We start from the raw sequence: 26,232 nt of genomic DNA, 5'->3' as shown, positions 1-26,232 counted from the left end.
TAGGGTTTAATGACAACAAGCTACTTGATCTCAGCTATTCACCTAGTAATGATGAGACTAGGCGGCAGGAACCATCACAAACTGAGCTTCAAGTTCATGAAGCAACTCAAAAGTGTCGATGTACTCAACTCTAAAATGTTCACAAACGTTAGGAATAAGGATCTTGCGTTTAATATTGCGGTCAAGCTTCTCGTGCGTCACTATTTTTGCGCCAGTAGTCATTGCTTTAGCGATAAGCCATGGATCTGCACCTCGAAGAAACTCAGCTTGTGCGCCATTTTTCATTTGAGTTAGTGTCATAACATGCTGGACTACTTGCGTATATGCTATTTGCGTTGGTTGATCATCATTAGCAATGAATAAATGCGGGTTATCTTTCGCCCACTGAGCTAGTTCGTCATTACCATTTGTTAACTCATCCTTTATAAAACCGATGCTCGCTACACCTGCTTGTGCATTAGACTGTAAGATCCATTGCCAATAGCCAGGACATATTGACATCGAGTAGTAACGGTTTTTAGCTTCGATAAAGGTGTTTGCATCCAGCAGGTAATTCATAGAGCTAGTTTTCTCGCATATGTTTTTATATTGTTTGGCTTAATGCCGAGTAGGTTGCTAGCGTCTCTAAGCAACATTCTACCGCTCAATGCTTCTGCTACAACTGCACTAGAGAGAAGCTTACTATTCTTAGCTCCAGCATTTATATTAAAGTCACCCTTTCCGCCTTTTTGGTTTCTAAAAGCGTTAAGTTCTGCTCGGTAGTACTTCCAATAGGTTTCAGCATCAATAACTCGACAGTCTAATGCTCGTTTGGCTGCTGCAAGCTTACTAACATGCAACTGACGATTTATTTCTGTTAAGTTTGTAACCAGACCTAGCTCAGGGTTCCAAATACGGTGAAAAGCTTCTTGTGGTACTAGAAACTCTCCTGCAACTGCATTACAGAACTTTTCTTCTTCAGCATGGGAATGCTCTAAGTCGGATATACCACTACTGCCTATCCATAGATGTGCTAGCTCGTGAATGAGGGTAAAAAGTCTAGCAGTGGGTGCGTCAGAGCTATTGATGAAAATAACAGGGGCAATATCATCGCTAATAGCGAAACCTCTAAACTCAGAGACTTGAAGCTTACGATGAGTGTTATTCCCTACGATGCCACTTCTCATAACTAATATACGAGCTTGCTCGGCACCTTTGATAAGCGTTCGATGATATTCTTCCCAGCTTCCTTTTTGTGGTAGAGGAACACCAAGTGTATCTCGGATATCTTGGGCTACATCAAACACAGAGTCATTGACGTTATATTTGCCAATAAAAGGTAAGCGGGGTTCTTCAAGCTTGATAAGGTAGTCTCTATACCATTCCTGTTTTAACATGACCTGTTTGATGATCTCTTTCATATCGACAGAGACTTCATCAACATGTCTATTCGCTACAGTTCGTAGATCTGGTATAGGAAGTTCCTCTTGAGGTGGTTCAGGTAAGAACAGGTAACCAAAAGGGATACTAGTGATGTTAGCTATGTTTTGAGCTTGCTTGAAAGTGGGTCTAGACTCGCCAGATTCCCATTCAATGACTTTCTTAACGTTCTTGACGTTTAGTTTTCGAGCAAGGGAATCCTCACTCAGACCAGCACGATGTCTAGCCCAAGTAACTATCCTTGGATTTATTAAAGCTTGCTCTGCCATTTTCTTTTCAACTAGTTAGCTACCACACATAAATTATACAACGCATTATACAAATAGACTTGTATTTGAATAGAGTTGATCGTGAAAAACTGAGCATTACGCACGTAATAGCATGTTTTTGGGATGCAAACTCTGCAAATATGGACGGTAATAAGGGAGGAGGTGTGACACCAAGTGTGACACTTGCACATACAAAAACGGTGCCATACAATAGCCTAAACTATTGATATGACACCGTTTCCAATCGATTGGTGGAGCTGGCGGGAGTTGAACCCGCGTCCGAAAATCATTCATCATTGGTACTACATGCTTAGTCGATCTTTAAATTCACCAAGTACCTGCGAACCGACACGCTAGTAAATGACTATCCTGAATTATAATTCGCCGTTCATCTCTCAGGCGGGAGAATCCGGGCTAGCTCTTTTGGGTTTGATCTCTTATTGGTCCCCGTCTTAAAAGCGGAAGCTAGGGTAAGAGAGCTCTCAGCAGGTTATTAAGCTGCTAGTGCGTAGTTTTCGTCGTTTGCGACTATTTTTTTGCGGCTTTTTACGTGGCCAACCGCCCCACGACATGCACCTCAGACTTCAGAATTCCCGTCGAATCCTAGATCAGCCCCTAGTGTTCTTGCATAGTACCAGAAAAGACTAGCCTGTCTAGCACCATGCTGACTGTATGCTCAATATTAGCGCAGTTTACTCTTCATAACTCGTGCTTTATCGCGCGCCCAGTCTTTATCTTTTAGATCTGTTCGTTTGTCGTGTAGCTTTTTACCTTTAGCTACGCCGATTTTGATTTTAACCCACGAGCGTGACCAGTACAGAGAGAGTGCTGTTAGGGTCATGCCGTCTCGGTTAATGCTACCGAAAAGGTTGTCTAGCTCTTTACGCGAAAGCAGAAGCTTACGGATACGAGTAGGGTTAGCTACTATGTGAGTAGACGCTTGGTTTAGCGGGATAATGCTCATACCACTAATGAAGGCTTCGCCATCTTTTAAATAGACGTAGCTTTCGGCGATATTTGCTTTACCTTGACGTAGAGATTTTACCTCCCAACCTTGGAGCTCTAAGCCAGCTTCAAGCTCGTCTGCGATAAAGTACTCGTGACGGGCTTTTTTATTTAGCGCAATAGTATTACTAGTCGCTTTGGTTTTTGATTTTTTCTTTGCCATAATAGGCTCATTATACGTATTGCCTTATTATAGGGAAATTCTTTTTACTCGGTTTTGAGTAAAGGTCTGAAAAATTAGTGATTTAGTAGTTGAGGAGTAGTTATGCCGCAGGTGACCCGTTCAGCATTGGTATCGTTTAGCGCTGAGCAGATGTTTAATTTGGTCAATGATGTCGCGCGCTATCCTGAATTTTTGCCTGGATGTTCCGGTTCTAAAGTCCATGAGGCTGATGAAAATAAGATGGTGGCGTCTGTTGATGTTGCAAAAGCAGGCATTAGCAAAACCTTTACCACTCATAATGTGTTGCATGCTGGCCGTCGTATTGAAATGAATTTAGTGGATGGCCCGTTCAAACGTTTACAAGGTGATTGGTTCTTTACCCCTTTAGATGAAGGCGCCTGTAAGATTGAACTTAAATTAGAATTTGAGTTCTCAAGTCGCATGATTGAGATGGCGTTTGGTAAAATATTTAATGAGTTAACATCTAATATGGTTAGCGCTTTTACTCAAAGAGCTAAGCAAATATACCCGTGTTATGAGTATTGATTTTATATGATTCATGTAGAAGTAGTTTATGCGTTACCAGATGATCAACGCGTTGTGTCGTTGGTGGTAAACAAAGAATTAACGGTTGAGCAGATTATTGAACGCTCAGGCTTATTAACTTTGTTTCCTGAGATTGATCTTAGCGTGAATAAGGTCGGCGTTTTTAGTCGAAACATTAAGCTTGATGCTGTGGTGAGAGATAAAGATCGTATTGAAATCTACCGCCCATTGCTTGCCGATCCAAAAGAGATTAGGCGCAAGCGAGCGCAACAGGCTGCAGAAAAAGCCGCCAAGTAAAATTAGCGATAAAAAGCAGAAGGGGGAGCATTATGCTCCCCCTTCTTTGTATTTGATATGACGACTATTGAATCGCTTGGTTAAAGTTAGCACCAGGGCTAAAGTCACCTTCAATACGTTCTAAGCGATCATCAGCACCGAAGAAAACAAACAGGTTTTTCTGTATTGGTTCTTCATGTCCTTTAGTGAAGTGATAGATGTAGTACCATTTGTTTGGTTTACCATTTTCTATCAACATAGAAGAGCCGAGTACATAGCGAACTTGCTCTTTAGACATGCCTACACGCAGTTTATCCACAGCAGATTGTTCGACAAAGTTGCCTTGGCTAATATCGATTCGATACACCAATTTCTCTAATATAGAACAGCCCGTTAGCATTGAAAGCGCTAGTGGGACTGCGATTAACCATTTTTTAAACTGCATATAATCAGGTCTTTAACTTCTAAATAAAACTTGGCAGATAATAAACAAGCTAAGCCTGCTTGTATAGGGAAACAGCCATGAGAGTGGGGATTGTCCATTATTGAGCACGCAAAACATGACATTCCCCAAGTTTTCATGATTATTGACCACCAATATTTAGATGAGTTCCCTTTACGCCGCCATTAACTCTTTGGCATTGGCCAGTGTTGTGGATGTGATTTCGCTACCACCTAATAATCGAGCAAGCTCTTCTACACGCTGCTCTGTATTTAGGGTGAACATTTGAGTTTCGGTAGTGCCTGCTTTGGTTTTCTTTGCCACAAACATTTGTTGGTGTCCGCTACCTGCCACTTGAGGTAGGTGAGTGACACAAAGGATCTGGGTACTTTCACCCAGTTTTCTGAGCATTTGACCAACAACGGCGGCAGTCGGTCCACTAATCCCTACATCAACTTCATCAAAAATTAAACTTGGCGTTTCAACTTTTTGCGCCGTAATCACTTGAATGGCTAAAGAGATGCGCGACAACTCACCACCCGATGCCACCTTACCTAACGGCTGTAATGGTTGACCGGGATTTGCCGAGACTAAATACTCGACATCATCGATGCCAAGAGGGGAGGTATAGGTAACATCACTATTGATACAAATATCAAATTGCGCTTTTTCCATGCTTAATTGATGCATGCTTTGCGAGATGAGTTTATTGAGCTCTTTGGCATAACGCTTGCGTGAAGTGCTCAGTTTTTCAGAGCTTTTAAGGTATTTCGCATGACTGTTGTCTACATCTGATTGCAGCTGTGCAATACGTTCATCAGAGCAATCTAGCATGGCGATTTGCTTGGCTAAATCTTGATGATGCTGATAAAGATCTTCTGGCAACACTAAGTGCTTCTTAGCTAGAGACATGACTAGTGAATAACGGTCTTCGACCATTTTCATGCGCATAGGGTCCATATCTATAGAGTCGAGGTAGTTTCTAAGTTCACTGGATGCTTCTTCTATTTGAATTAAAGCTTCGTTTAGCATTTGATTGACGCCACTGAGGTTATTATCTAGCTCACTCAGCTGCTGGGTTTGATTCATAGCGCTGTGTAGCAAAGTGCTGGCATTGGTTTCTTCGTTGTCAGTGATAAGCTCTAGGCTTAATTGACTAAGAGAGACAAGCTCACCACAGTTAGACAGTTTCTTGTGTTCGTCTTCTAGCTCAGAAAATTCATTTTTAGATAGGGCTAACTCATCAAGTTCATTGATTTGATATTCAAGCAGCTGTTTTTGTGCCAGATTCTGTTGACCATTTTTGATCGTTTGTTTGAGCGTGTTATCCGCTTGACGCCATGCTTGGTAATGCGCTTGAACACGCTGCATTAGGTGTTGGTGACCGGCATACTGGTCTAGAAGATTCAGTTGGTATTCTTTTTTCAACAGCTGATGATGGGCATGCTGTCCATGTATGCTAACTAGTGTTTGCCCTAAGCTTTTTAGTTGAGATACAGGAACAGGATTACCGTTAATGAAAGCCCGTGAGCGCCCATCTTTGCTAATTACTCGGCGCAGGATACATTCACCACCATCGGCAAGTTTATTGTCTTCTAACCAACGCTGAGCACTTAGATTGTTTTCAACCATAAAACTGGCGCACAGATCGACTTTGTCTTCTCCTTGACGCACCATGCAACAATCGGAACGACTGCCTAAACAAAGGCTTAGAGCATCGATAGCGATAGACTTACCGGCGCCTGTTTCACCAGTGATGGTTGTCATACCGGATTGAAGTTCAATTTGTAGTGATTTTACGATAGCAAAATTATTAACACTTAGATGAGCAAGCATACGGAAATCCATTGACTGAAACACTGTATATAGGAACAGTATATACTGGTTTTACATACAGTAAAGTCAGGTGGTGAATTTTTTTGCTAATTTTTGCTGTTAATTAAAAAAGTTTGCTCGACCAGCCTAATTTTTCTCGTAAAACATGGTAGTAGCTATAATCTTTAGGATGAATCAATTGCAGTACATTATCGCTACGATAAATATGAATTTCATCGCCTGGTTCTACAGGTAAAGATACCTGACCGTCACAGCTGACTTCTTGTGTACCTCGATTATCCGGTGCTAACACCAGTTTAATTTGGCGGTTTCCATCCACAACTAATGGTCGGCTCGATAACGTGTGTGGGAACATAGGCACTAAAGAAATCGTGTTCAAACTTGGGGATAAAATAGGGCCGCCGCCAGAGAGTGAGTAGGCGGTAGAGCCAGTGGGCGTAGAAATAATCAAACCATCGGAGCGCTGGGTAAAGGCAAATGAATCATCAATATAAACTTCAAATTCAATCATATGCGCAACTTGCCCAGGGTGAAGCACTGCTTCATTTAAGGCTGAGTTTTGGCCTTTGATTAAGCCGTGGCGATGAATTTCTGTTTCTAATAGAAATCGCTGCTCTTTTATATATTGGCCGGCCAACACTTCTTCAAGAGGGCCTTTAAAGTCCTCTGGGTCTAAATCGGTAAGAAAGCCAAGGTTGCCTTTGTTGACGCCAATGACGGAAATATCAAATCGAGAAAGCACGCGAGCCGCTCCCAACATGTTACCGTCACCACCGACTACGATAGCTAAATCGGCGTTTTTGCCTATTTGCATTAAGTTGCAAAATACGGCGTCGTCGATCTCAGGCATAAGATCTTGAAGTCGATCATCAATCAGGATTTGATAACCTTTCTCAGCAAGCCAATGGTAGAGCTCATTATGAGTCTGGGTGGCGCTGATGTCGCGAGGTTTACCTAAAATAGCGATTGTAGAGAACTGGTTACTCATTTTAGTCCCAAAATAATTGGTTAGGCTTGATTCAGAAACGATGATCCCCATAATAAAGGCAAGTTGAATTTAGATGCTAATTTTTATGGGGGCATTTCTGTGAAAATAATAGCACTTTCAGAAATTAGCGTACCCATGTCGGAGAAATCATGAGCGATAAAGAAAATAAGATTAACGAAGAAGAGCTAGAGCAAGCGGTGAACGAAGCGGAAAAAGTTGCAGAAGACGCAACTGAAGAAGCACAAATTATCGGTGATGACGGTGATCTTGACGGGTATTTTGAGACAGCCGAAGAGATTGAAGAATCTAAAGTTGCTCAGTTAGAAGCGGCTTTACTGCAAACTGAAACGCGTTTGAAAGAGCAGCAAGATAGCGTTATTCGCGCTAAAGCTGAAGTTGAGAACATGCGTCGTCGTACAGAGCAAGAGATGTCTAAAGCTCGTAAATTTGCGATCAACAAGTTTGCAGAAGAATTATTGCCAGTAATTGATAACCTAGAGCGCGCTATTGAAGCGGCAGATGCTGAGCACGAAGTGATTAAGCCAGTACTTGAAGGTATCGAGATGACGCATAAATCATTTATTGATGTTGTGTCTAAAAACGGCCTAAAAGAAATTAATCCTGTAGGTGAAGCGTTTAACCCTGAACTGCATAACGCAGTGTCTATGGTTGAAAGCCCAGATCACGACAGCAACATGGTTACTGTTGTTCTACAAAAAGGTTATGAGCTTAATGGTCGCGTAGTTCGTCCAGCTATGGTTATGGTTGCTAAGTAATCACTTCGATAGATTAAACTCAATAAGAGAGGCTGTTTCAGCCTCTTTTTTTGTTTTTTTTTGCATGAAGTCTTGAAACATAGAATCGAGACCCTATCTATGGTGCAGAGCAATTAATCATAAGCTAACTGCTTTTAAAAAATTTTAGGCTTGGGGTTGAAACCAAGCCAATCATCCCCATTTATGGGGTATAAAGAAACAGATAATTAAATTCTTGGAGATAGCCTGATGGGTAAAATCATTGGTATTGACTTAGGTACAACTAACTCATGCGTTTCAGTTCTAGACGGTGACGCACCACGCGTAATCGAAAATGCAGAAGGCGAGCGTACAACCGCTTCTGTTATTGCTTACACAGACGGCGAAACTTTGGTTGGTCAGCCTGCTAAACGTCAAGCGGTAACAAACCCAGAGAACACGCTATTTGCAATCAAGCGTCTTATCGGTCGTCGTTTTGAAGATGAAGAAGTTCAGCGTGATATCGAAATCATGCCTTACAAAATTGTTAAGGCTGACAACGGTGATGCATGGGTAGAAGCAAGAGGCCAAAAAATGGCTGCTCCTCAAGTATCTGCTGAAATCTTGAAAAAAATGAAGAAAACTGCAGAAGACTTCCTTGGTGAAGAAGTAACTGGCGCTGTTGTTACAGTTCCTGCTTACTTCAACGATGCACAGCGTCAAGCAACTAAAGATGCGGGTCGTATTGCAGGTCTTGATGTTAAACGTATCATCAACGAACCAACTGCAGCGGCTCTAGCTTACGGCCTAGACAAGTCAGGCGGCGATCGCACTATCGCAGTTTATGACCTTGGTGGTGGTACTTTTGATATCTCTATCATCGAGATTGACGAAGTTGAAGGTGAAAAAACCTTTGAAGTTCTAGCAACTAACGGTGACACACACCTTGGTGGTGAAGATTTTGATACTCGTATGATCAACTACTTGGTTGACGAGTTCAAAAAAGAACAAGGTATCGACCTTAAACACGATCCTCTAGCGATGCAACGTGTTAAAGAAGCAGCAGAAAAAGCGAAAATTGAGCTTTCTTCTACTACTCAAACTGACGTAAACCTACCTTACGTTACCGCTGATGCGACTGGTCCTAAGCACATGAACGTTAAAGTGACTCGTGCAAAACTAGAAGCACTAGTTGAAGACCTAGTACAACGTTCTCTTGAGCCTCTAAAAGTTGCTCTAGCGGATGCTGATTTATCTGTAGGCGACATCACTGATGTTATCCTAGTAGGTGGTCAAACTCGTATGCCTATGGTTCAAGCTAAGGTAACTGAGTTCTTCGGTAAAGAGCCACGTAAAGACGTTAACCCTGATGAAGCAGTAGCAATGGGTGCTGCAGTTCAAGGTGGTGTACTTGCGGGTGACGTTACTGACGTACTTCTACTTGACGTAACTCCATTGTCTCTAGGTATCGAGACTATGGGTGGCGTAATGACTAAGCTAGTTGAGAAAAACACCACTATCCCAACTAAAGCGAACCAAGTTTTCTCTACAGCAGAAGACAACCAGAATGCGGTAACTATCCACGTTCTTCAAGGTGAGCGTAAGCAAGCGTCTTACAATAAATCTCTAGGTCAATTTAACCTAGAAGGTATCCAAGCTGCACCACGCGGTATGCCTCAAATCGAAGTAACATTCGACCTTGATGCGGATGGTATCTTGCACGTATCAGCGAAAGACAAACAAACTGGTAAAGAGCAAAAAATTACTATCCAAGCGTCTGGTGGCCTAAGCGACGACGATATCGAAAAAATGGTACAAGAAGCAGAAGCTAACAAAGAAGCGGACAAAAAGTTCGAAGAGTTAGTAACTACTCGTAACCAAGCTGACCAATTGATCCACGGTACTCGTAAGCAAATCGAAGAAGCGGGTGACGCTCTTCCAGCTGACGAGAAAACTAAGATCGAAGCAGCAATCACTGAGCTAGAAGAAGTTAAGTCTGGCGATGACAAAGAAGCTATCGACGCTAAAGTTCAAGCGCTTATGACAGCAGCTCAAAAGCTAATGGAAATCGCTCAACAGCAAGCTCAAGCTCAACAAGGTGCTGATGCAGGCCAAGAGCAAGCTAAAGACGACGACGTAGTTGATGCTGAATTTGAAGAAGTGAAAGACGAGAAGAAATAATTCTTCCCGATTAAAGAGGTCGATGCTTGATTAACGATAGATAATTAAATAGCGATCTCTTTAGTAAAGTTTCCCACTCGGGAATACTTGCTCTTCAATATTGAACTTGGGCGTTTAGGGAAACCTTAACGCCCTTCTGTTTGTAAAAGCGTTGTCGCTATAGATGATAGTTTTAGAACCTAGAACCTAGAACCTAGAACCTAGAACCTAGAACCTAGAACCTAGAACCGCCATCTATATCGATATAAACACTAAACGGTCTCTCCGTTTACAGTAAACAAATTGGTGACGAAACACATGTCTAAACGTGATCTTTATGAAGTACTTGGCGTAGCCCGAGATGCTTCTGAGCGTGATATCAAAAAAGCTTATAAACGTCTTGCGATGAAATACCACCCGGATAGAAACCACGGTGATGAAGCATCAGCAGAGAAGTTTAAAGAAGTGAAAGAAGCGTATGAGATTCTAACAGACTCTCAAAAACGCGCAGCTTACGATCAATACGGTCATGCCGCTTTTGAACAAGGTGGCATGGGCGGCGGCGGCGGCTTTGGCGGCGGCGGTAGCGGTGACTTCGGCGATATCTTTGGTGATGTGTTTGGCGATATCTTTGGTGGCGGCCGTCGTGGCGGTGGTCAACAACGCGCGCAACGTGGTGCTGACTTACGTTACAACATGGAGCTGACTTTAGAAGAAGCGGTTCGTGGTTGTTCGAAAGAAATTGAAGTTCCTACATTAGTCGGTTGTGACGTGTGTGATGGCACTGGTGCTAAGAAAGGTTCTTCTGCGCAAACTTGTGGCACTTGTCATGGTCACGGCCAAGTACAAATGCGTCAAGGCTTCTTTGCGGTTCAGCAAGCGTGTCCAACCTGTCATGGTAAAGGCAAGATCATTAAAGATCCTTGTAACTCATGTCATGGTGAAGGTCGCAAGCACAAAACTAAATCACTTAACGTTAAGATCCCAGCCGGTGTTGATACTGGCGATCGCATTCGTCTTTCTGGCGAAGGTGAAGCGGGAGAGCACGGCGCTCCAACCGGTGACTTATATGTACAAGTACATGTTAAAGAGCACCACATCTTTGAGCGTGACGGCAGCAACTTGTACTGTGAAGTCCCTGTTAGCTTTACTATGGCCGCTCTGGGTGGCGAAGTTGAAGTCCCAACCTTAGATGGTCGAGTAAGCCTAAAAGTACCGGCGGAAACACAAACGGGTCGTATGTTCCGTATGCGTGGTAAAGGTGTGAAAGGCGTACGTGGCGGCCCACAAGGTGACTTGATTGTGAAGCTAGTGGTGGAAACGCCAGTGAAGCTAAATGCTCGTCAAAAAGAACTGCTTAAAGAGTTTGAAGAGTCTTGTGGCGGTGATGCTGCCAACAAGCATAAACCTAAATCTAAAGGTTTCTTCGATGGCGTTAAGAAATTCTTTGACGACCTGACTAGCTAATTAAAAGCAATAGCTCGCAGTAAACAAGCTTGCAGTAAAAAGCGTACAAACAAAGGCCAACCTAGTGTTGGCTTTTTTGTGCCTAAAAATCGACTATAAAAGTATGACGGCTTGCGAGTTCCCTCCAAAGGCGTTCGTTGCATCAATAATTGCCAAGGGTTTTGCACTACGCTTGGCAGATGAAAACAACATCTTACGGTTTCTCAATATTAGAGGTTTTAGTGTGTTGCTTTGTGCTCGGCATAGTAGGGCAATGGACTGTATCTTCGATTGCCGAGCAACTCGCACAGCAAAAAATAAAAGCCGCCGCCGCTCAAGTGCATGGACTATTAACCAGCGCCAGTGATAGTGCGTATGGCATGAAAAAAGATCTGTGGCTGCATACCGCCTCGTCTAACTCGCAGCAATTATTTGCGCTACACACAGATAGTAGCGAGCGTAATCCAGAGTCATTGTTCAATGGCGCAATTCATCCGCAGACTCTTGCTGGCATCTTTATTACCACAACTTTTAGCACGCTTCGTTTTAGTGGCGTCACTGGCAGACCTTACGGTAATGGTAATATCAGTATTGGGCTCAATGACGAACCACGAGTTAAAGTTATCTTCCACGATATCACTGGGCGAATGCGTATCTGCGCGATTGAGGAGCGTGCCTATGGTTATCCCGCGTGTTAATTCTGCATGTTCTCCCCGCACTGTAACTTATCGTTGTCAGCAGGGGCTGTCGGTACTTGAACTCGTATTGAGCCTAGGTTTATCAAGCGTGTTGTTGGTTGCAGTGTGCACCTTACTTGTTCATCAACAACAATTACTAGCCCAACAAATTAAGCACACGCAACGCTTTATAGAAAGCCACTATCTTGCCAGTTATTTACGCGGTGAAGTTCGTCGTTCGGGTTATCAGCAGTTGGCATCGACCTATATCGAAGCATCCAAACTGGGGCTGGGTTACCAAGATGAACAAGGAGGTTATCGCCGAATACTGATTTGGCGCGACGCTGCGCAATACAAACTCAAATACTGCGCAGATTCTACTGACGTACCGCAACCTATCACGCAAACCTGCTCAGAAAACATCAATTACTCAATGCTAAATGACAAACTTCTCTCTTTCAGACAGTTGGACGTTTCAGGCTTAGGCTCCGCTGAACACTTGGTTGATATTGAATACGGCATTGCCATTAAAGGCGAGTCGCCAGTAACTCATCAGGTGTTGGTTGCTTCACGCAATATTAAATTCTCAACTGATGAGTAAGGCAATGCACTCGAATAAGGGTTATGTGTTGTTAACTGTTTTAAGTTTGTTGTTTGTATTAGGCTTTTTGGCGCTGGATAACGCTCGCTATCTTGCTAATGCATTAAGTGGGCAGTCTTACATGTATCAAAGACGAGCTAGTTTGGATTGGGAGTTGGAATCCATGCTCAATTGTCAGGCTATGCATTTAAGCGTGATCCAACACTTACCTAGCAACGAATGTGATAATGAGGCTGAAGTGCAGGTTGTAATTGAGCCACAACAAGCTGCCAACCAATATAAAATTGAAGCGCATAAAGAGAGCATTGCCACCAGTGCTGTCATTCAATTTGGCGATATGGAGCAAGACTACGCCGTGATAAGTAACCTCGCTCTTGATAGTGCATTTACCGCAACCTCGAGCTTAGTTGAGCCATCGGCATTACTGTCATTTTATGCTTATGACGATATTGCATCATTACAGCAGCGGTGGGGGAGCACGCTGCAAGTGACATCAAAACAAACCTGCGGCAGTGAGCTGCTGACTTATTTAACCCAAACCGCCAGTACAGATATCGTGATTGAAGGTAGCTGCGCTATCAATCTTATGCAGTGGCAACAAATTATGGCTAGATCTCAGCAAACTCCGCTCAACTTACTGTTTGTCGGTGACTCTATTGAGCTGATGGTTTCGGGTACATTGCGCGGAATATTGGCTATTTGGCAGCAAACAGAGTCTACACAAGCCGTGGTTATGCAAGGGACGTTAAGCATTGATGGAGGATTACAACTGCATCTTGCTGAGCCTATGGATACAAGCCAAGCCGAATTGCTAGTGCTTGAAAATACGCACAGCTTGCAGGAAGCCAGAGTTAAGTTTGCTAAGCGAAGTTGGCTTCAAGGAAGTTGGCGTGATTTCTAATTCAGTACCCAAAGCGCAAACCGGCTTTAGTTTATTAGAGGTGCTTACCGCCAGCGCCTTGGTTTCGCTGTTGTCTGTGTTACTGATCGAAGGCGGGGTATTTATACAGCGAGAAGTCAAATTTGCTGAGCAAAGTTTACAAGTATTAAATGTTGTTGAGAACAGGCTAGAGCGACACCGATTAGAAGTGCTAACAGGTGAAAGCATAGCGTTTGAGAATGATCTCGCCAGTAGCACTCTACAAATAGCAGAACTTCAAATATCCAGTCAGAAAAAATATGCAGTTTCATCGCTAGGAATATCGGGTACGCATATTACAGTTTCAGCCAGTTGGACTGATCCATGGCGTCGTCAGCAGAGCTTATCCTTATCTACTTGGGTCGCATTCAAATAATAGGAATGTGTGTTTTTTGTTAACGATGAATTTTCTTTATGAGATAAAACTCATAAGCGAGATGAATGCAAGTAAATAAAAAGTTGCGATGCTGTTTTTGTTTATTTGTGTCTGTGTTTTTATTTGTGTCGTAGTTGTTTTTAATATGCAAAACTTCTGCTAAGTAGCACATTTTGCAAACTTAGATTCTGTTTTTGTCTGACTAATTGGTTAGAATGCCCGCCTTAATAAAAATAAGACCTATATTTAACGGTTTTACATTTCTGTAACCTGATACGGTGGTAATCCAATGAGCAACCAATTAGCTGATGCAGCTACACCTAAACAAGGTGGTATGGATCGCTTCTTAAACCTGATTGAAAAAGCAGGTAATAAGATCCCTGATCCCGCAATTTTATTCTTTTGGGCATTAATTATAGTTTGGGTATCTTCAGCCTTACTATCGCATGTTTCTTTTGACTTAGTTAACCCACGCACTGGCAATCCTCTTGAAATTACTAACCTTTTAACCGGTGATGCGTTAGCCAGTTTCTTAGCTAATATGGTCACAACCTTTACCGGTTTTGCGCCGCTAGGTATCGTTTTAGTAGCAATGCTGGGTGTAGGTGTTGCTGACTCTTCAGGCTTTATTACTACCGGCCTGAAAAAAATGCTGAGCTTTACGCCAGCAAAACTGTTAACGCCAATGCTAATCCTAGTGGCTATTGTGTCTCACACAGCCGCAGATGCAGGTTATGTATTAGTTATCCCATTAGGCGGTATCATTTTCCATGCGGCAGGTCGTCATCCATTGGCGGGTATTGCAGCAGCGTTTGCGGGCGTATCAGGGGGGTTCTCTGCTAACTTTATTCCCTCTGGTATCGACCCGCTACTGGCTGGTTTCACGCAGACAGCAGCAAACGTATTAGACCCTGAGTATATTGTTAACCCACTGGCAAACATCTACTTTACTGGTCTATCTTCGGTATTGATTATCGCGATTGGTTGGTTCGTGACTGAGCGCATTATTGAGCCGCGCCTAAACGCTACAACGAATGTTGATGAAGATGCAGAAGAAGCACCTGATTTGGGTTCTATGACAGAGCTTGAATCAAAAGCCTTCAAATACGCTGGCTGGTCAATGATGGTAGGTATTGCACTGTTAGTGTTTGCTATCATGCCTGAGAACTCTGCGTTACGTTCCCCAGAAGGTGAAATTACTGCGTTCTCTGCGCCTATCATGCAGTCGATTGTGCCACTGATCTTTATCCTATTTATCATTCCGGGCATCGTTTATGGCCGCGTAGTAGGTAAGTTCTCTAGCAGTAATGATGTGATTAAGTCGATGTCTGACACCATGAACACTATGGGTGCTTACATGGTGATGTCATTCTTCTGTGCGCAGTTCCTAGTGGCGTTTGGTCAATCTAACATTGGTACTATGCTTGCGCTATATGGCGCGGAAGGCCTAAAAGCGATGAACCTTCCAGGTGAAGCGACAGTTGTGGGTATGATTTTGCTTACTGCAATGGTGAACTTACTGGTAGGTTCTGCATCGGCGAAATGGGCATTGATTGGTCCTATCCTTGTACCTATGTTGATGGCGGTAGGGATTTCTCCTGAGCTATCTCAAGCGGCGTACCGTGTGGGTGATTCAGTATCGAATATCATCTCACCATTGATGGTGTTCTTCCCACTAGTGGTGGTGTACTGTCAGCGATATGTGAAGAATACGGGTATTGGTACGCTTGCGTCACTAATGATGCCATTCTCCATTGCCATGCTGATTGGTTGGACAATATTCTTGCTTGCTTACTGGGCACTGGGTATTCCGCTAGGTATTCAAGCACCTTACACTTACACAATGTAAGCGTTGCGATAAGCTGATTCTAAAAATAAAACCCGCTATGTTGCATAGCGGGTTTTTTATGTTTAAACCAAAGGGCTGGTTGCTACAAATGTTTGGCGTGGAAACTCAAGTGATCATCGATAAAGCTAGAAATGAAAAAGTAGCTATGGTCATAACCCGCTTGCATGCGCAGTTCAAAGTCGATGTCTTGCTGTGCGGCGACATCGATAAGGTGATTAGGCTTGAGTTGCTCTTCTAAAAAGCCATCCGCATCACCTTGGTCTATCAAGATAGGTAAACGACTGCCGTGTTTGGCGAGCAGTTTACATGCATCATATTCGGCCCATGTACTTTGGTCATTCCCCAGATAATGAGAAAATGCTTTGATGCCCCACGGGCATTCTGTTGGGTTTGTGATAGGGCTAAACGCCGAAATCGACTGATATTGATGTGGGTTTTTTAAGCCGATAGTCAATGCGCCATGACCGCCCATGCTGTGCCCTGCGAGTGATTGTTTATCGGTGACAGGGAAGTGCTCTGCAATGAGTGCTGGCAGTTCATCAACAATATAGGAATACATCTGATAGTGTTTATCCCAAGGCGCTTGAGTGGCATTGAGATAAAAGCCTGCGCCTAAACCTAAGTCATAGGCCTGCTCAGCATCATCTGCAACAGTTTCGCCTCTGGGGCTAGTATCGGGCGCAACAATAGCAATACCGAGTTCTGCGGCTTTACGAAACGCGCCTGCTTTTTGCATAAAGTTTTCATCGTTACAGGTTAACCCTGATAGCCAATACAATACGGGCACTGCGTGTTGCTGTGCTTGCGGCGGCAAAAAAATGGCAAAGGTCATTTGGGTGTTAGTTGAGTGTGCTTGATGGGTGTATCGCTGGTGGAGTCCACCAAACACGGTATTTTGACTGAGAAGTTGGATGGACATAGTGTTTCCTGTAGTAATATTGCTTTCTGATAATAAGAAAAGGCGCTGCGATTAATGAATAATGTACAGCGCCAAAAAGAAAGACCTATTTATCAAAATGTATCACAGTGCGGATACTTTCACCTTTGTGCATCAACTCAAAAGCTTCATTAATATCTTCTAAACCCATGGTGTGGGTAATGAAGTCTTGCAGGCCAAATTCACCCGCCATATAACGTTCAACAATTTCTGGTAATTCAGAGCGGCCTTTTACTCCGCCAAAGGCACTGCCGCGCCATACTCGACCTGTGACTAACTGGAATGGGCGAGTGGAGATTTCTTGTCCTGCACCTGCTACGCCAATAATCACAGATTCTCCCCAACCTTTATGACAACACTCGAGTGCAGAGCGCATTACATCGACATTGCCGATACATTCAAATGAATACTCCACGCCGCCATCGGTCATCTCAACAATCACATCTTGGATAGGTTTATCGAAATTTTTAGGGTTGATGCAATCAGTCGCGCCAAGCTGTTTAGCCAGCTGAAATTTACTTTCATTGATATCAACGCCAATGATGTGCTTTGCCCCTGCCATTTTTGCGCCAATAATGGCGGAAAGGCCGATGCCACCTAGACCAAAGATTGCGACGTTGTCGCCTTTTTCAACTTTGGCGGTATTGAGCACCGCGCCCATACCTGTAGTGACGCCGCAACCTAACAAACAGACCTCTTCAAGGGGCGCTTCTTTGTTGACCTTAGCCAGTGAAATTTCAGGTAATACGGTAAATTCAGAGAAAGTTGAGCATCCCATATAGTGATAAATAGGTTGCCCATCTTTGTAAAAGCGAGTGGTGCCATCAGGCATTAGACCTTTACCTTGTGTTTCTCGAACCGCTTGGCAAAGGTTAGTTTTTCCTGATTTACAGAACTTACATTCGCCACATTCTGCGGTATACAGCGGAATAACGTGATCGCCAACCGCAACGCTAGTCACCCCTTCACCGACCATTTCTACTATGCCGCCACCTTCATGCCCCAAAATTGATGGGAAGATACCCTCAGGATCTTCGCCTGATAAGGTAAAGGCATCGGTATGACAGACGCCAGTGGCGATGATCTTAACCAGAACTTCGCCTTTCCTAGGTAGCATAACATCCACTTCTTCCATTTTTAGTGGCTGGTTTGGCCCCCATGCAACAGCGGCGCGTGATTTGATAAATTGGTCAGTGGTCGTTTGGGTCATGGTGGTTTCCTATTGGCGAACGTATGAATTAAAACTTTAGACTATGAGGATGATTATATTGTTTCTTTTGAGGTGATAAACTAGCCTTTATGTAAATTACTTTTACGCAGGTGTAATAATGTCGCAATGGGAAGGCATTGAAGAGTTTGTTGCAGTGGTTGATAGTGAAAGTTTTACCAAAGCGGCGCAAACGCTAGATACATCCGTGGCGCAAGTGAGCCGCAAGTTGTCTACTTTAGAAGCTCGCTTAGGGGTAAAGCTAGTGCAAAGAACGACTCGCCGCGTTTCTGTAACCGAAGTGGGCTTAGGTTATGCTCAGCATTGCCGTATGCTGCTGGATGGGCTTGCTGAAGCGGAAAGAGAAGTGACTCAAGTGCATTCTCAGCCCATAGGACGTCTGCGAATTACCGCCCCAACAACTTACGGGGAAAGCGTGATAGCGCCGATGCTGATGCAATTTGCCACCCGTTATCCGCAGTTAGAATTAGACTTACAACTGAGTAATAAGCGCTTGGATCTGATCGCTGACAAATTTGATATCGCGATACGCATTGGTACGCTTCCTGATTCATCATTGATTGCTAAAAAGCTGACCGAGCGACAACAATATGTGTGCGCTTCAGCTGGGTTTATTGCTCAATATGGAGAGCCGACATCCCCTGCGCAACTGGCAGACTATCCTTGCTTGTTGGGCTCATCATCAACGTGGCGTTTTACGGATAATAGCCAACCACTAAATCTGACGATGAAAGGGCGATTTCGATGTAATAGTGGTAATGTGCTCACCCAAGCGGTATTGCAAGGTAATGGCATTGTGCAATTGCCTGATTTCTATGTTGACCGTTATTTGCAGGATCATAGCTTGCTTGAGCTACTAAAGGGTTATCGCGCAGAAAAAGAGACCATTTGGGCGCTATATCCGCAAAATAGGCATTTATCACCCAAAGTAAAACTCGCCATAGAGTTTTTCAGTGAACAACTGGCGCAAGGCCGTATAGAGAGTGAGTAACACAGTGAATGAAGTAGAAGTTGCTAAGTTTTCCGAGCAAGATAAGCAATTTATGCGCCGAGCGATTGCGCTGGCACACAATGCCGAAAATGAAGGTGAAGTTCCGGTTGGCGCTGTATTGGTTCAAGACAATCAAATAATTGCCGAAGGATGGAACCGCTGTATTGGCGCACACGATGCCACCGCACATGCTGAGATTCAAGTATTAAGGAAAGCCGGTGAGTCGCTACAAAACTACCGCCTATTAGACACCACCTTATACGTAACCCTAGAGCCTTGCCCTATGTGTGCAGGCGCATTATTGCATGGCAGAGTAAAGCGCATTGTGTTTGGCGCACCTGATTTGAAAGCGGGCGCAGCGGGCACAGTGTTAGATCTGTTTTCTAGCCAAGCGGCGTATCATTTTGCAGAGGTTGAATCGGGGTTATTAGAGCAAGAGTGTCGAGAGCAACTACAAGCGTTTTTTAAACGACGTCGCAAGGAACAAAAAGAGTTAAAGCGTTTACAAAAAGAGGCGCAACAGAAGGTGGGGGATTAGGCAAACATTTCGCTATTTGGGTGCCAAATGTTTGCGCGCGGGTATGACTAGATAGCTAACGTTACGTAAGAACGATTTCGCCAAAGAAGCTTCTTCTTATTATTGGCTCGCATACGCTTACGACGGTTAGCTGAAACAGTGCCACTTGATAATTTCTTTGACAGTTTTCTTTTCAGTTTCAACGAACAATCTCCTATGAAATTTATGGCAGCAAACGTTTGAATCACTCACATTGTTGTCGCTTGCTGTACTCATATATAGAGCATGATTGTTACCGTAATATGAAATCAAACAAAGGAAACATCTCTCAAATAAAGCAAGCCCTTGCATATTTACATTTAAAATGTGAGCTATATCAATCGTTTGAATGCGATTACTATTTTGTATCGCTGTCTATTACAGTTTTTGCTGCCGAATGTGTCATGTTTGGCGCCTCAATTACCGTTAGGTCATCTGTGCCTGTTTCCACTTGCTTATGATCACGCTGGTCAATATGGCCAATGATGCTTTGGTAGTATCGGCGAATACTTTCTACGTAATTAAGGGCTTCATCGCCACGGGCATAGCCGTAACGGGTGTATTCGTAGTAGCCTTTTTTGCGCAGTTTAGGCAGGCGAGTTTTAACATCACTCCACAGATCGGGATTGGCTCCTTGAGCTTTAGCAATGCGTCGGGCATCCATTACGTGACCGTATCCGACATTATAAGAAGCCAGTGCAAACCAGATTTTTTCATGTTGGTTGATGCTGTCGGGAATGCGATTGACGATTTTTCTCAGATATTCAACGCCGCCACGAATCGATTGCTCTGGATCTAGACGGTCTTTTACCCCCACGCTTTTTGCAGTAGGTAGAGTCAGCATCATCATACCTCGTACTCCCGTTGGAGACTTAGCTTTAGGGTTCCAGTGAGATTCTTGATAGGCGAGCGCGGCCACTAAACGCCAATCAAACTCACCAGCGTATTTTTGAAATAGTGATTCCCATTTTGGCAGCTTGCTGTCCAGTGCGCGGACAAAGGCGCGAGTATCCACATAATCAAAGTCGTCGATGTGGCCAAAGTACTTTTCTTCAATAAGACGCAACTGACCGTCTTGGTGAATGTTGCCAAAAAACTCGATAACTAAGGCATATAGACTCTCATCAACCCCGCGCGGTAAGTACCATGATGTCGGCTGATCTTCGGTAAGCTCAAAAGCTAAGGCGATGTTTGGGTAGATGCGCTGCGCAAGTGACAGTTCGATAGAGTCGACCACAGTAAATAAACGTTCACCTGTGGAAACTTGTTTTAGCAGATCGTTAGTATCGTAACTATCGGTGATAGTGTATTTCAGGTCGGGGTGCGTTTTGGCTAAATCCAACAAGGTTTGCTGAAAGTGTGAGCCTTTAACCACAGTAATGGATTCGCCACTGTCGATAAGCTGTTTTAGATTGCGCGGACGCCAAGTGCCTTTTTTATACACCACTTGCTGACTGACGTAGTAGTAAGCAGGCCCGGCACGAAATGTTTTCACTCTATTGGGCGCTTGAGTGAGTCCGGCTGCCACAATATCTATTTCGCCATTTTGCAGAGCAGGGAATAGCTCAGATAGGCGATAAGCGGGTTTGATTTCCAGACGCACACCCAATTGATTGGCAAAAGCAGAGGCAAGGTCGTACTCCATACCTGTTGGACCGTCGGGGCCAATGTAATAGGAAAGCTGATTGTTTAGCGTGCCGACACGTAATACGCCACGTTCTTGGATTTTTTGTAGCTCAGTTTGCGTATCGGTATCGTATTGACAGCCCGCAACAGAAAGCAAGGTCACTACGGCGATAGCCAATGTACAAAATTTCGTTAACCATTGAGTTAACACAGACGTGCGCATAGTGTTTTGTCGCTCCAACAATCGAGGGTAATCGTTTTAATTATACGCCTTTATATCAAACCCACTATCAAGGGGGAAGTGAAACAGTATTAACAAGTACTTAACGCCAGTTTCATTTTTTATGAGGCGTAATTTATCTTCAACTAAGGCTTTGACGCAAAAATTTGCGCAAACGGTTGCTTTTTGTGTTACTTCACAAAAAGATTTGCTTTATAATACGCCCGAAACAGCAGAGGCAATACTGAAGTAAAAATAATAAGAAATCATAACCTATTGTTTTTACTTGAATATTATCTTTAATCCATCATCAAGAGACCTAAGCACATGAGAATTTTGCGTGGCTCCCCAGCTCTTTCTGAGTTTCGTGTACAAAAATTACTAGAACTTTGTCGTGAACAAGGCCTACCTGTTACAGGTATTTATGCTGAGTTTATGCACTTCGCAGACGTAAGTGCAGAACTTGACGCCTCAGAGACAGATAAGCTAGAAAAACTGCTTACCTATGGTCCAACGATCGAAGAGCATGAACCTCAAGGGACTTTATTCCTTGTTACTCCACGCCCTGGCACCATCTCCCCATGGTCATCTAAATCGACTGATATTGCCCACAATTGTGGTCTAGACACAGTGAAGCGTCTAGAACGTGGTACAGCTTACTACGTTGAGACATCAGTAGCGTTAGATGAAGCACAAATCAAAGCAGTGAAAGCATTGATTCATGACCGCATGATGGAAGTGGTCTTTAATGAGATGGAACAAGCTTCAGCATTATTTACGGTTGCAGAACCTGCGCCACACACTGTGGTTGACTTGCTTACTGGTGGCCGTAAAGCCCTTGAAGAAGCAAACATCACCCTAGGTCTTGCACTAGCTGAAGACGAAATTGATTACCTAGTTGAAAACTTCAATAAACTAGGCCGTAATCCAAACGACATCGAGCTGATGATGTTTGCTCAAGCAAACTCAGAGCATTGTCGTCATAAGATCTTTAACGCAGATTGGACAATCGATGGCGTCGCGCAAGACAAGTCATTGTTCAAAATGATCAAAAACACCATGGAAGTGACTCCTGACCACGTATTGTCTGCTTATAAAGATAACGCTGCAGTTATGGAAGGCTCTAAAGTGGGTCGTTTCTTCCCAGATCCAGAAACTCGTCAATACTCTTACAACCATGAAGATGCACACATCTTAATGAAGGTTGAGACTCATAACCACCCAACCGCTATTTCTCCTTGGCCGGGTGCTTCTACCGGTTCTGGCGGCGAAATTCGTGATGAAGGCGCAACCGGTATTGGTGGTAAACCAAAAGCAGGTTTAGTGGGCTTTACCACATCTAACCTACGCATTCCTGGTTTTGAACAGCCTTGGGAAACGGACTTTGGTAAACCAGGTCGCATCGTAACAGCGTTGGATATTATGACTGAAGGCCCACTAGGTGGCGCAGCATTTAACAACGAATTTGGTCGTCCAAACCTATTGGGTTACTTCCGTACTTATGAAGAAAAAGTGACTTCTCACGCCGGTGAAGAAATCCGTGGTTACCACAAGCCGATTATGTTGGCAGGTGGCATGGGTAATATCCGTGACGAGCATGTGCAAAAACGTGAAATCCCAGTGGGCGCAAAACTGATTGTTCTTGGCGGACCTGCAATGAACATTGGTCTTGGCGGCGGCGCGGCCTCTTCTATGGCTTCAGGTCAATCGGCAGAAGATCTTGATTTTGCTTCAGTACAACGTGAAAACCCAGAGATGGAACGTCGTTGTCAGGAAGTAATTGACCGCTGTTGGCAGTTAGGTGAAGAAAACCCAATCGCCTTTATCCACGATGTGGGTGCTGGCGGTATCTCAAACGCACTTCCTGAGCTTGTGGATGACGGTGAGCGTGGCGGTAAATTCCAGCTACGTGACGTGCCAAACGATGAGCCGGGCATGAGCCCACTTGAAATTTGGTGTAACGAATCTCAAGAACGTTACGTAATGGCGGTTGCTGATGAAAACATGGCAACGTTCGACGCTATTTGTAAGCGTGAGCGTGCACCGTACGCTGTAGTAGGTATTGCAACTGAAGAGCGTGAACTAACGCTAGAAGATACTCATTTTGATAACACGCCAATCGATATGCCGATGGATGTGTTGCTTGGCAAAACACCTAAGATGTTCCGTGATGCGAAAACACTAAAAGTCGATAGCCCTGCTATCAACCGTGACGGTGTTGAGCTAAACGAAGCCATTGATCGCGTATTGCGTTTGCCAACGGTTGCTGAGAAAACCTTCCTTATCACCATCGGTGACCGCAGTGTAACGGGTCTTGTGGCTCGTGACCAAATGGTAGGTCCTTGGCAGGTTCCAGTCGCTAACTGTGCGGTAACAGCGGCAAGTTACGATACTTACCACGGCGAATCTATGTCTATCGGTGAGCGTACTCCGGTTGCTCTGTTAGACTTTGGCGCATCTGCACGTTTGGCGGTAGGTGAGTCTCTTACTAACATCGCAGGTACTGATATCGGCGATATTAAACGCATTAAGCTTTCGGCTAACTGGATGTCTCCAGCAGGTCACCCTGGTGAAGACGCGGGTCTTTACGAAGCGGTTAAAGCGGTAGGCGAAGAGCTATGTCCTGCACTGGGTCTAACTATCCCTGTGGGTAAAGATTCAATGTCAATGAAGACTAAGTGGAATGAAAACGGCGAAGACAAAGAAGTGACTTCTCCTCTTTCACTAGTAATTACGGCATTTGGTCGTGTTGAAGATGTTCGCAAGACTGTGACTCCTCAGCTACGCACTGATAAAGGCGAATCAAGCCTAGTATTGGTTGACCTTGGTAACGGTAAAAACCGTCTAGGCGCAACAGCGCTAGCACAAGTGTACAAACAACTGGGTGACAAGCCAGCTGACGTTGACAATGCAGAGCAGCTAAAAGGCTTCTTCGATGCAATGCAGACTTTGGTTCGTGATGACAAGCTAGTGGCTTACCACGATAAAGGCGACGGCGGTTTATTTGTTACGCTTGCAGAGATGGCATTTGCCGGTCACTGTGGTGTGAAAGCAGATATCTCTGAGCTTGGCGAAGACGTTCTAGCAGCACTATTTAACGAAGAGTTAGGCGCAGTTGTTCAAGTTAACAATAGCGACCTAGACTTTGTGCGCACTGTATTGGCAAGCAACGGCCTAGAAGCATGTTCTCATGTTATCGGCACAGTTGAAGCAACCGATAAAGTAGAAATCTACGCTCACGGCGCAGCAGTTGTTGACCGTTCACGTACTGAACTACGTACTATTTGGGCTGAAACTACGCATAAGATGCAAGCACTGCGTGATAACCCTGTGTGTGCTGACCAAGAATTTGCAGCTAAGAAAGACAACTCAGACCCAGGTCTAAATGTTGATCTGACTTTTGACGTAAATGAAGACATCGCAGCGCCTTACATTGCTACTGGCGTTAAACCTAAGATGGCTATCTTGCGTGAGCAAGGCGTGAATTCTCACGTAGAAATGGCAGCTGCTTTTGACCGTGCTGGTTTCGATTCTGTGGATATCCACATGAGCGACATCTTAACCGGTCAAGCGGTACTTGAAGAATACCAAGGCTTAGTAGCTTGTGGTGGCTTCTCTTACGGTGACGTACTGGGCGCAGGTGAAGGTTGGGCTAAGTCTGTATTGTTCAATGCGCAAGCTCGTGACCAATTCGCTGGCTTCTTCAACCGTCAAGACACTTTCTCTCTAGGTGTATGTAACGGTTGTCAGATGCTATCCAATCTTAAAGAGTTGATTCCGGGTGCTGACTTATGGCCGCGCTTTGTACGCAACGAATCTGAGCGTTTTGAAGCTCGCTTTAGCTTGGTTGAAGTGCAAAAATCTGATTCTGTATTCTTTGATGGTATGGCAGGCTCTCGCATGCCAATCGCTGTTTCTCACGGTGAAGGCCGCGTAGAAGTGAAAGACTCAGCTCACCTGAATGCGATTGAGAACTCTGGTACGGTTGCGCTTCGTTACGTTGATAACAACGGCAACGCGACTCAACAATACCCGAACAACCCGAACGGTTCACCAAACGCAATCACAGGTCTAACAACCGCAGATGGCCGTGTGACTATCATGATGCCTCACCCAGAGCGTGTATTTAGAACTGTGGCAAACTCTTGGGCTCCTGAGTCTTGGGGTGAAGATTCTGCTTGGATGCGCATGTTCCGTAATGTTCGTAAGAACATCGGCTAATAGTTATTCCATAGCAACATTATTTAATAAGCGACCTTAACGGTCGCTTTTTTTATAAATGCGATCTGGTGACGAAATGTGGGTGAAAATGTAAATATTATTTAGTTTTCAATGGAAAAGGTTCAGGAGTGAACTACCTTAATAGAGCTAATTAATTTTTCTATGCTCTATAAGGGATTGTTTGTATGAGAAAATTTTGTTTGAAAGCCATTGGCGCCGCTGTGTTAGCCGCATCATTAACTGGTTGTATTGGTAGCAACGCAGTAACAGGTTACGTGATGAAGTTTAACCTTGAAGTAGTGGATAACCGTTACGCTCGTGGTGGTGTGAACATGCTACTTGCGCCTGTGTATGCTTTGTCAGTGGCTGCCGATACATTGATCTTCAACTCTATCGAATTCTGGGCAGGCAAAAACCCGCTAAATGGCAAACCGCATATCTTCGACTCAAAAGTTGAAACCATGTACAACATGAACGATGATCTTGACCCATCACTCACCGAAGCGCCATTAGATCCAATTAGTATGCGTCAGGTTGAATCATCGACGTTTGAAGCGATTGATGCCAATACAGTGCAAATGAATGTCACTTATAATAATGGTGACAAAGCGCTTATTGAAGGTGTACGTGACGGTGACAAAGTTAGCTATTACTACAATGGTGACTTGGTCGCAGAAACGACACTCGCACAACTGCAAGAACTAGCCGCAACTAAAGCTTAGTGTTAGCTATAGAACAGAAAAAGCC

Annotated in this window: 24 protein-coding genes and 1 other RNA gene; 14 read left to right on the top strand and 11 right to left on the bottom strand. The window is 44.1% G+C overall.

All coding sequences use genetic code 11. From position 1 onward, the window contains the following. Positions 1 to 57: 57 nt before the first annotated feature. From OCU38_RS09615 to smpB, 4 genes are all read right to left on the bottom strand, one after another. Entirely contained in the window at positions 58 to 558 is a 501-nt protein-coding gene (locus OCU38_RS09615; RefSeq protein WP_261822918.1) for a DUF4411 family protein, read from the bottom strand. Then, the gene (locus OCU38_RS09610) at positions 555 to 1,688 is read right to left on the bottom strand and encodes an XRE family transcriptional regulator (protein WP_261822917.1); all 1,134 of its coding nucleotides are present in this window, start codon (positions 1,686 to 1,688) and stop codon (positions 555 to 557) included. The genes OCU38_RS09615 and OCU38_RS09610 overlap by 4 nt, the downstream gene beginning before the upstream one ends. A 249-nt stretch (positions 1,689 to 1,937) precedes the next feature. Then, positions 1,938 to 2,304, bottom strand: a transfer-messenger RNA (tmRNA) gene (gene ssrA, locus OCU38_RS09605). A gap of 66 nt (positions 2,305 to 2,370) precedes the next feature. After that, a complete protein-coding gene (gene smpB / locus OCU38_RS09600; RefSeq protein ID WP_021712131.1) occupies positions 2,371 to 2,856 on the bottom strand; it encodes an SsrA-binding protein SmpB in 486 nt (161 codons plus the stop codon). A gap of 102 nt (positions 2,857 to 2,958) precedes the next feature. On the opposite strand from smpB, the gene OCU38_RS09595 reads away from it, so the two are divergent. Then, positions 2,959 to 3,402, top strand: a complete 444-nt coding sequence (locus tag OCU38_RS09595; protein WP_261822916.1) for an SRPBCC family protein — start codon at positions 2,959 to 2,961, stop codon at positions 3,400 to 3,402. A gap of 6 nt (positions 3,403 to 3,408) precedes the next feature. Continuing rightward, positions 3,409 to 3,699 (top strand): RnfH family protein, encoded by a 291-nt coding sequence (locus OCU38_RS09590; RefSeq protein WP_261822915.1) that lies wholly within the window; start codon positions 3,409 to 3,411, stop codon positions 3,697 to 3,699. Between the two features lie 64 nt (positions 3,700 to 3,763). On the opposite strand, the gene OCU38_RS09585 is transcribed toward OCU38_RS09590, so the two are convergent. The 3 genes from OCU38_RS09585 to nadK form a co-directional block, all read right to left on the bottom strand. Then, positions 3,764 to 4,123: an outer membrane protein assembly factor BamE gene (locus OCU38_RS09585; protein ID WP_023403834.1), complete on the bottom strand. Its 360-nt coding sequence runs from the start codon at positions 4,121 to 4,123 to the stop codon at positions 3,764 to 3,766. 171 nt (positions 4,124 to 4,294) lie between these two features. Continuing rightward, positions 4,295 to 5,956 (bottom strand): DNA repair protein RecN, encoded by a 1,662-nt coding sequence (gene recN / locus OCU38_RS09580; RefSeq protein ID WP_261822914.1) that lies wholly within the window; start codon positions 5,954 to 5,956, stop codon positions 4,295 to 4,297. A 103-nt stretch (positions 5,957 to 6,059) separates the two neighbouring features. Next, complete coding sequence (gene nadK / locus OCU38_RS09575) at positions 6,060 to 6,944, bottom strand: NAD(+) kinase (RefSeq protein ID WP_261822913.1); 885 nt, start codon at positions 6,942 to 6,944, stop codon at positions 6,060 to 6,062. Between the two features lie 149 nt (positions 6,945 to 7,093). Here nadK and grpE point away from each other — a divergent pair, with 149 nt between their 5' ends. From grpE to OCU38_RS09535, 8 genes are all read left to right on the top strand, one after another. Beyond that, positions 7,094 to 7,720: a nucleotide exchange factor GrpE gene (grpE, locus tag OCU38_RS09570; RefSeq protein WP_261822912.1), complete on the top strand. Its 627-nt coding sequence runs from the start codon at positions 7,094 to 7,096 to the stop codon at positions 7,718 to 7,720. A 228-nt stretch (positions 7,721 to 7,948) separates the two neighbouring features. Further along, positions 7,949 to 9,859 carry a molecular chaperone DnaK gene (dnaK, locus tag OCU38_RS09565; RefSeq protein WP_261822911.1) on the top strand — a complete coding sequence of 637 codons (1,911 nt, stop codon included), beginning with the start codon at positions 7,949 to 7,951 and terminating at the stop codon, positions 9,857 to 9,859. A 297-nt stretch (positions 9,860 to 10,156) separates the two neighbouring features. Next, positions 10,157 to 11,305, top strand: coding sequence for a molecular chaperone DnaJ (gene dnaJ / locus OCU38_RS09560; protein ID WP_023403839.1), 1,149 nt, complete (start codon positions 10,157 to 10,159; stop codon positions 11,303 to 11,305). A 179-nt stretch (positions 11,306 to 11,484) separates the two neighbouring features. Next, the gene (locus tag OCU38_RS09555; protein WP_261822910.1) at positions 11,485 to 11,982 is read left to right on the top strand and encodes a hypothetical protein; all 498 of its coding nucleotides are present in this window, start codon (positions 11,485 to 11,487) and stop codon (positions 11,980 to 11,982) included. Further along, positions 11,963 to 12,562 (top strand): hypothetical protein, encoded by a 600-nt coding sequence (locus tag OCU38_RS09550; protein WP_261822909.1) that lies wholly within the window; start codon positions 11,963 to 11,965, stop codon positions 12,560 to 12,562. The genes OCU38_RS09555 and OCU38_RS09550 overlap by 20 nt, the downstream gene beginning before the upstream one ends. 4 nt (positions 12,563 to 12,566) lie before the next feature. Then, entirely contained in the window at positions 12,567 to 13,463 is an 897-nt protein-coding gene (locus OCU38_RS09545) for a hypothetical protein (protein ID WP_261822908.1), read from the top strand. Then, positions 13,453 to 13,857 (top strand): prepilin-type N-terminal cleavage/methylation domain-containing protein, encoded by a 405-nt coding sequence (locus tag OCU38_RS09540; RefSeq protein WP_261822907.1) that lies wholly within the window; start codon positions 13,453 to 13,455, stop codon positions 13,855 to 13,857. Before OCU38_RS09545 ends, OCU38_RS09540 begins: the two co-directional genes overlap by 11 nt. Positions 13,858 to 14,146: 289 nt before the next feature. Further along, positions 14,147 to 15,706, top strand: coding sequence for an AbgT family transporter (locus OCU38_RS09535; RefSeq protein ID WP_261822906.1), 1,560 nt, complete (start codon positions 14,147 to 14,149; stop codon positions 15,704 to 15,706). Between the two features lie 82 nt (positions 15,707 to 15,788). Here the strand turns inward: OCU38_RS09535 and fghA are convergent, their stop codons facing one another. After that, the gene (fghA, locus tag OCU38_RS09530) at positions 15,789 to 16,625 is read right to left on the bottom strand and encodes an S-formylglutathione hydrolase (protein ID WP_261822905.1); all 837 of its coding nucleotides are present in this window, start codon (positions 16,623 to 16,625) and stop codon (positions 15,789 to 15,791) included. 85 nt (positions 16,626 to 16,710) lie between these two features. After that, positions 16,711 to 17,853: an S-(hydroxymethyl)glutathione dehydrogenase/class III alcohol dehydrogenase gene (locus OCU38_RS09525; RefSeq protein ID WP_261822904.1), complete on the bottom strand. Its 1,143-nt coding sequence runs from the start codon at positions 17,851 to 17,853 to the stop codon at positions 16,711 to 16,713. 118 nt (positions 17,854 to 17,971) lie between these two features. Between OCU38_RS09525 and OCU38_RS09520 the strand changes: the two genes are divergently transcribed. Both OCU38_RS09520 and tadA read left to right on the top strand, forming a co-directional pair. Further along, positions 17,972 to 18,862: a LysR family transcriptional regulator gene (locus OCU38_RS09520; RefSeq protein ID WP_261822903.1), complete on the top strand. Its 891-nt coding sequence runs from the start codon at positions 17,972 to 17,974 to the stop codon at positions 18,860 to 18,862. Next, complete coding sequence (gene tadA, locus OCU38_RS09515) at positions 18,855 to 19,400, top strand: tRNA adenosine(34) deaminase TadA (RefSeq protein ID WP_390625221.1); 546 nt, start codon at positions 18,855 to 18,857, stop codon at positions 19,398 to 19,400. The genes OCU38_RS09520 and tadA overlap by 8 nt, the downstream gene beginning before the upstream one ends. Positions 19,401 to 19,447: 47 nt before the next feature. On the opposite strand, the gene OCU38_RS09510 is transcribed toward tadA, so the two are convergent. Continuing rightward, entirely contained in the window at positions 19,448 to 19,582 is a 135-nt protein-coding gene (locus tag OCU38_RS09510) for a hypothetical protein (RefSeq protein WP_261824290.1), read from the bottom strand. Between the two features lie 194 nt (positions 19,583 to 19,776). Next, positions 19,777 to 21,267, bottom strand: a complete 1,491-nt coding sequence (mltF, locus tag OCU38_RS09505; RefSeq protein WP_261822902.1) for a membrane-bound lytic murein transglycosylase MltF — start codon at positions 21,265 to 21,267, stop codon at positions 19,777 to 19,779. 324 nt (positions 21,268 to 21,591) lie between these two features. Here mltF and purL point away from each other — a divergent pair, with 324 nt between their 5' ends. Both purL and OCU38_RS09495 read left to right on the top strand, forming a co-directional pair. Continuing rightward, positions 21,592 to 25,485, top strand: coding sequence for a phosphoribosylformylglycinamidine synthase (purL, locus tag OCU38_RS09500; protein ID WP_261822901.1), 3,894 nt, complete (start codon positions 21,592 to 21,594; stop codon positions 25,483 to 25,485). Between the two features lie 185 nt (positions 25,486 to 25,670). Then, positions 25,671 to 26,207, top strand: a complete 537-nt coding sequence (locus OCU38_RS09495; protein ID WP_152819551.1) for a DUF3332 family protein — start codon at positions 25,671 to 25,673, stop codon at positions 26,205 to 26,207. Positions 26,208 to 26,232 lie beyond the last annotated feature (25 nt).

This window comes from Vibrio neonatus, assembly GCF_024346975.1.
GTDB classification, from domain to species: Bacteria; Pseudomonadota; Gammaproteobacteria; order Enterobacterales; family Vibrionaceae; genus Vibrio; species Vibrio neonatus.
Note: the sequence above shows the minus strand (reverse complement) of the source record. Positions and strands in the feature narration are given on the sequence as shown.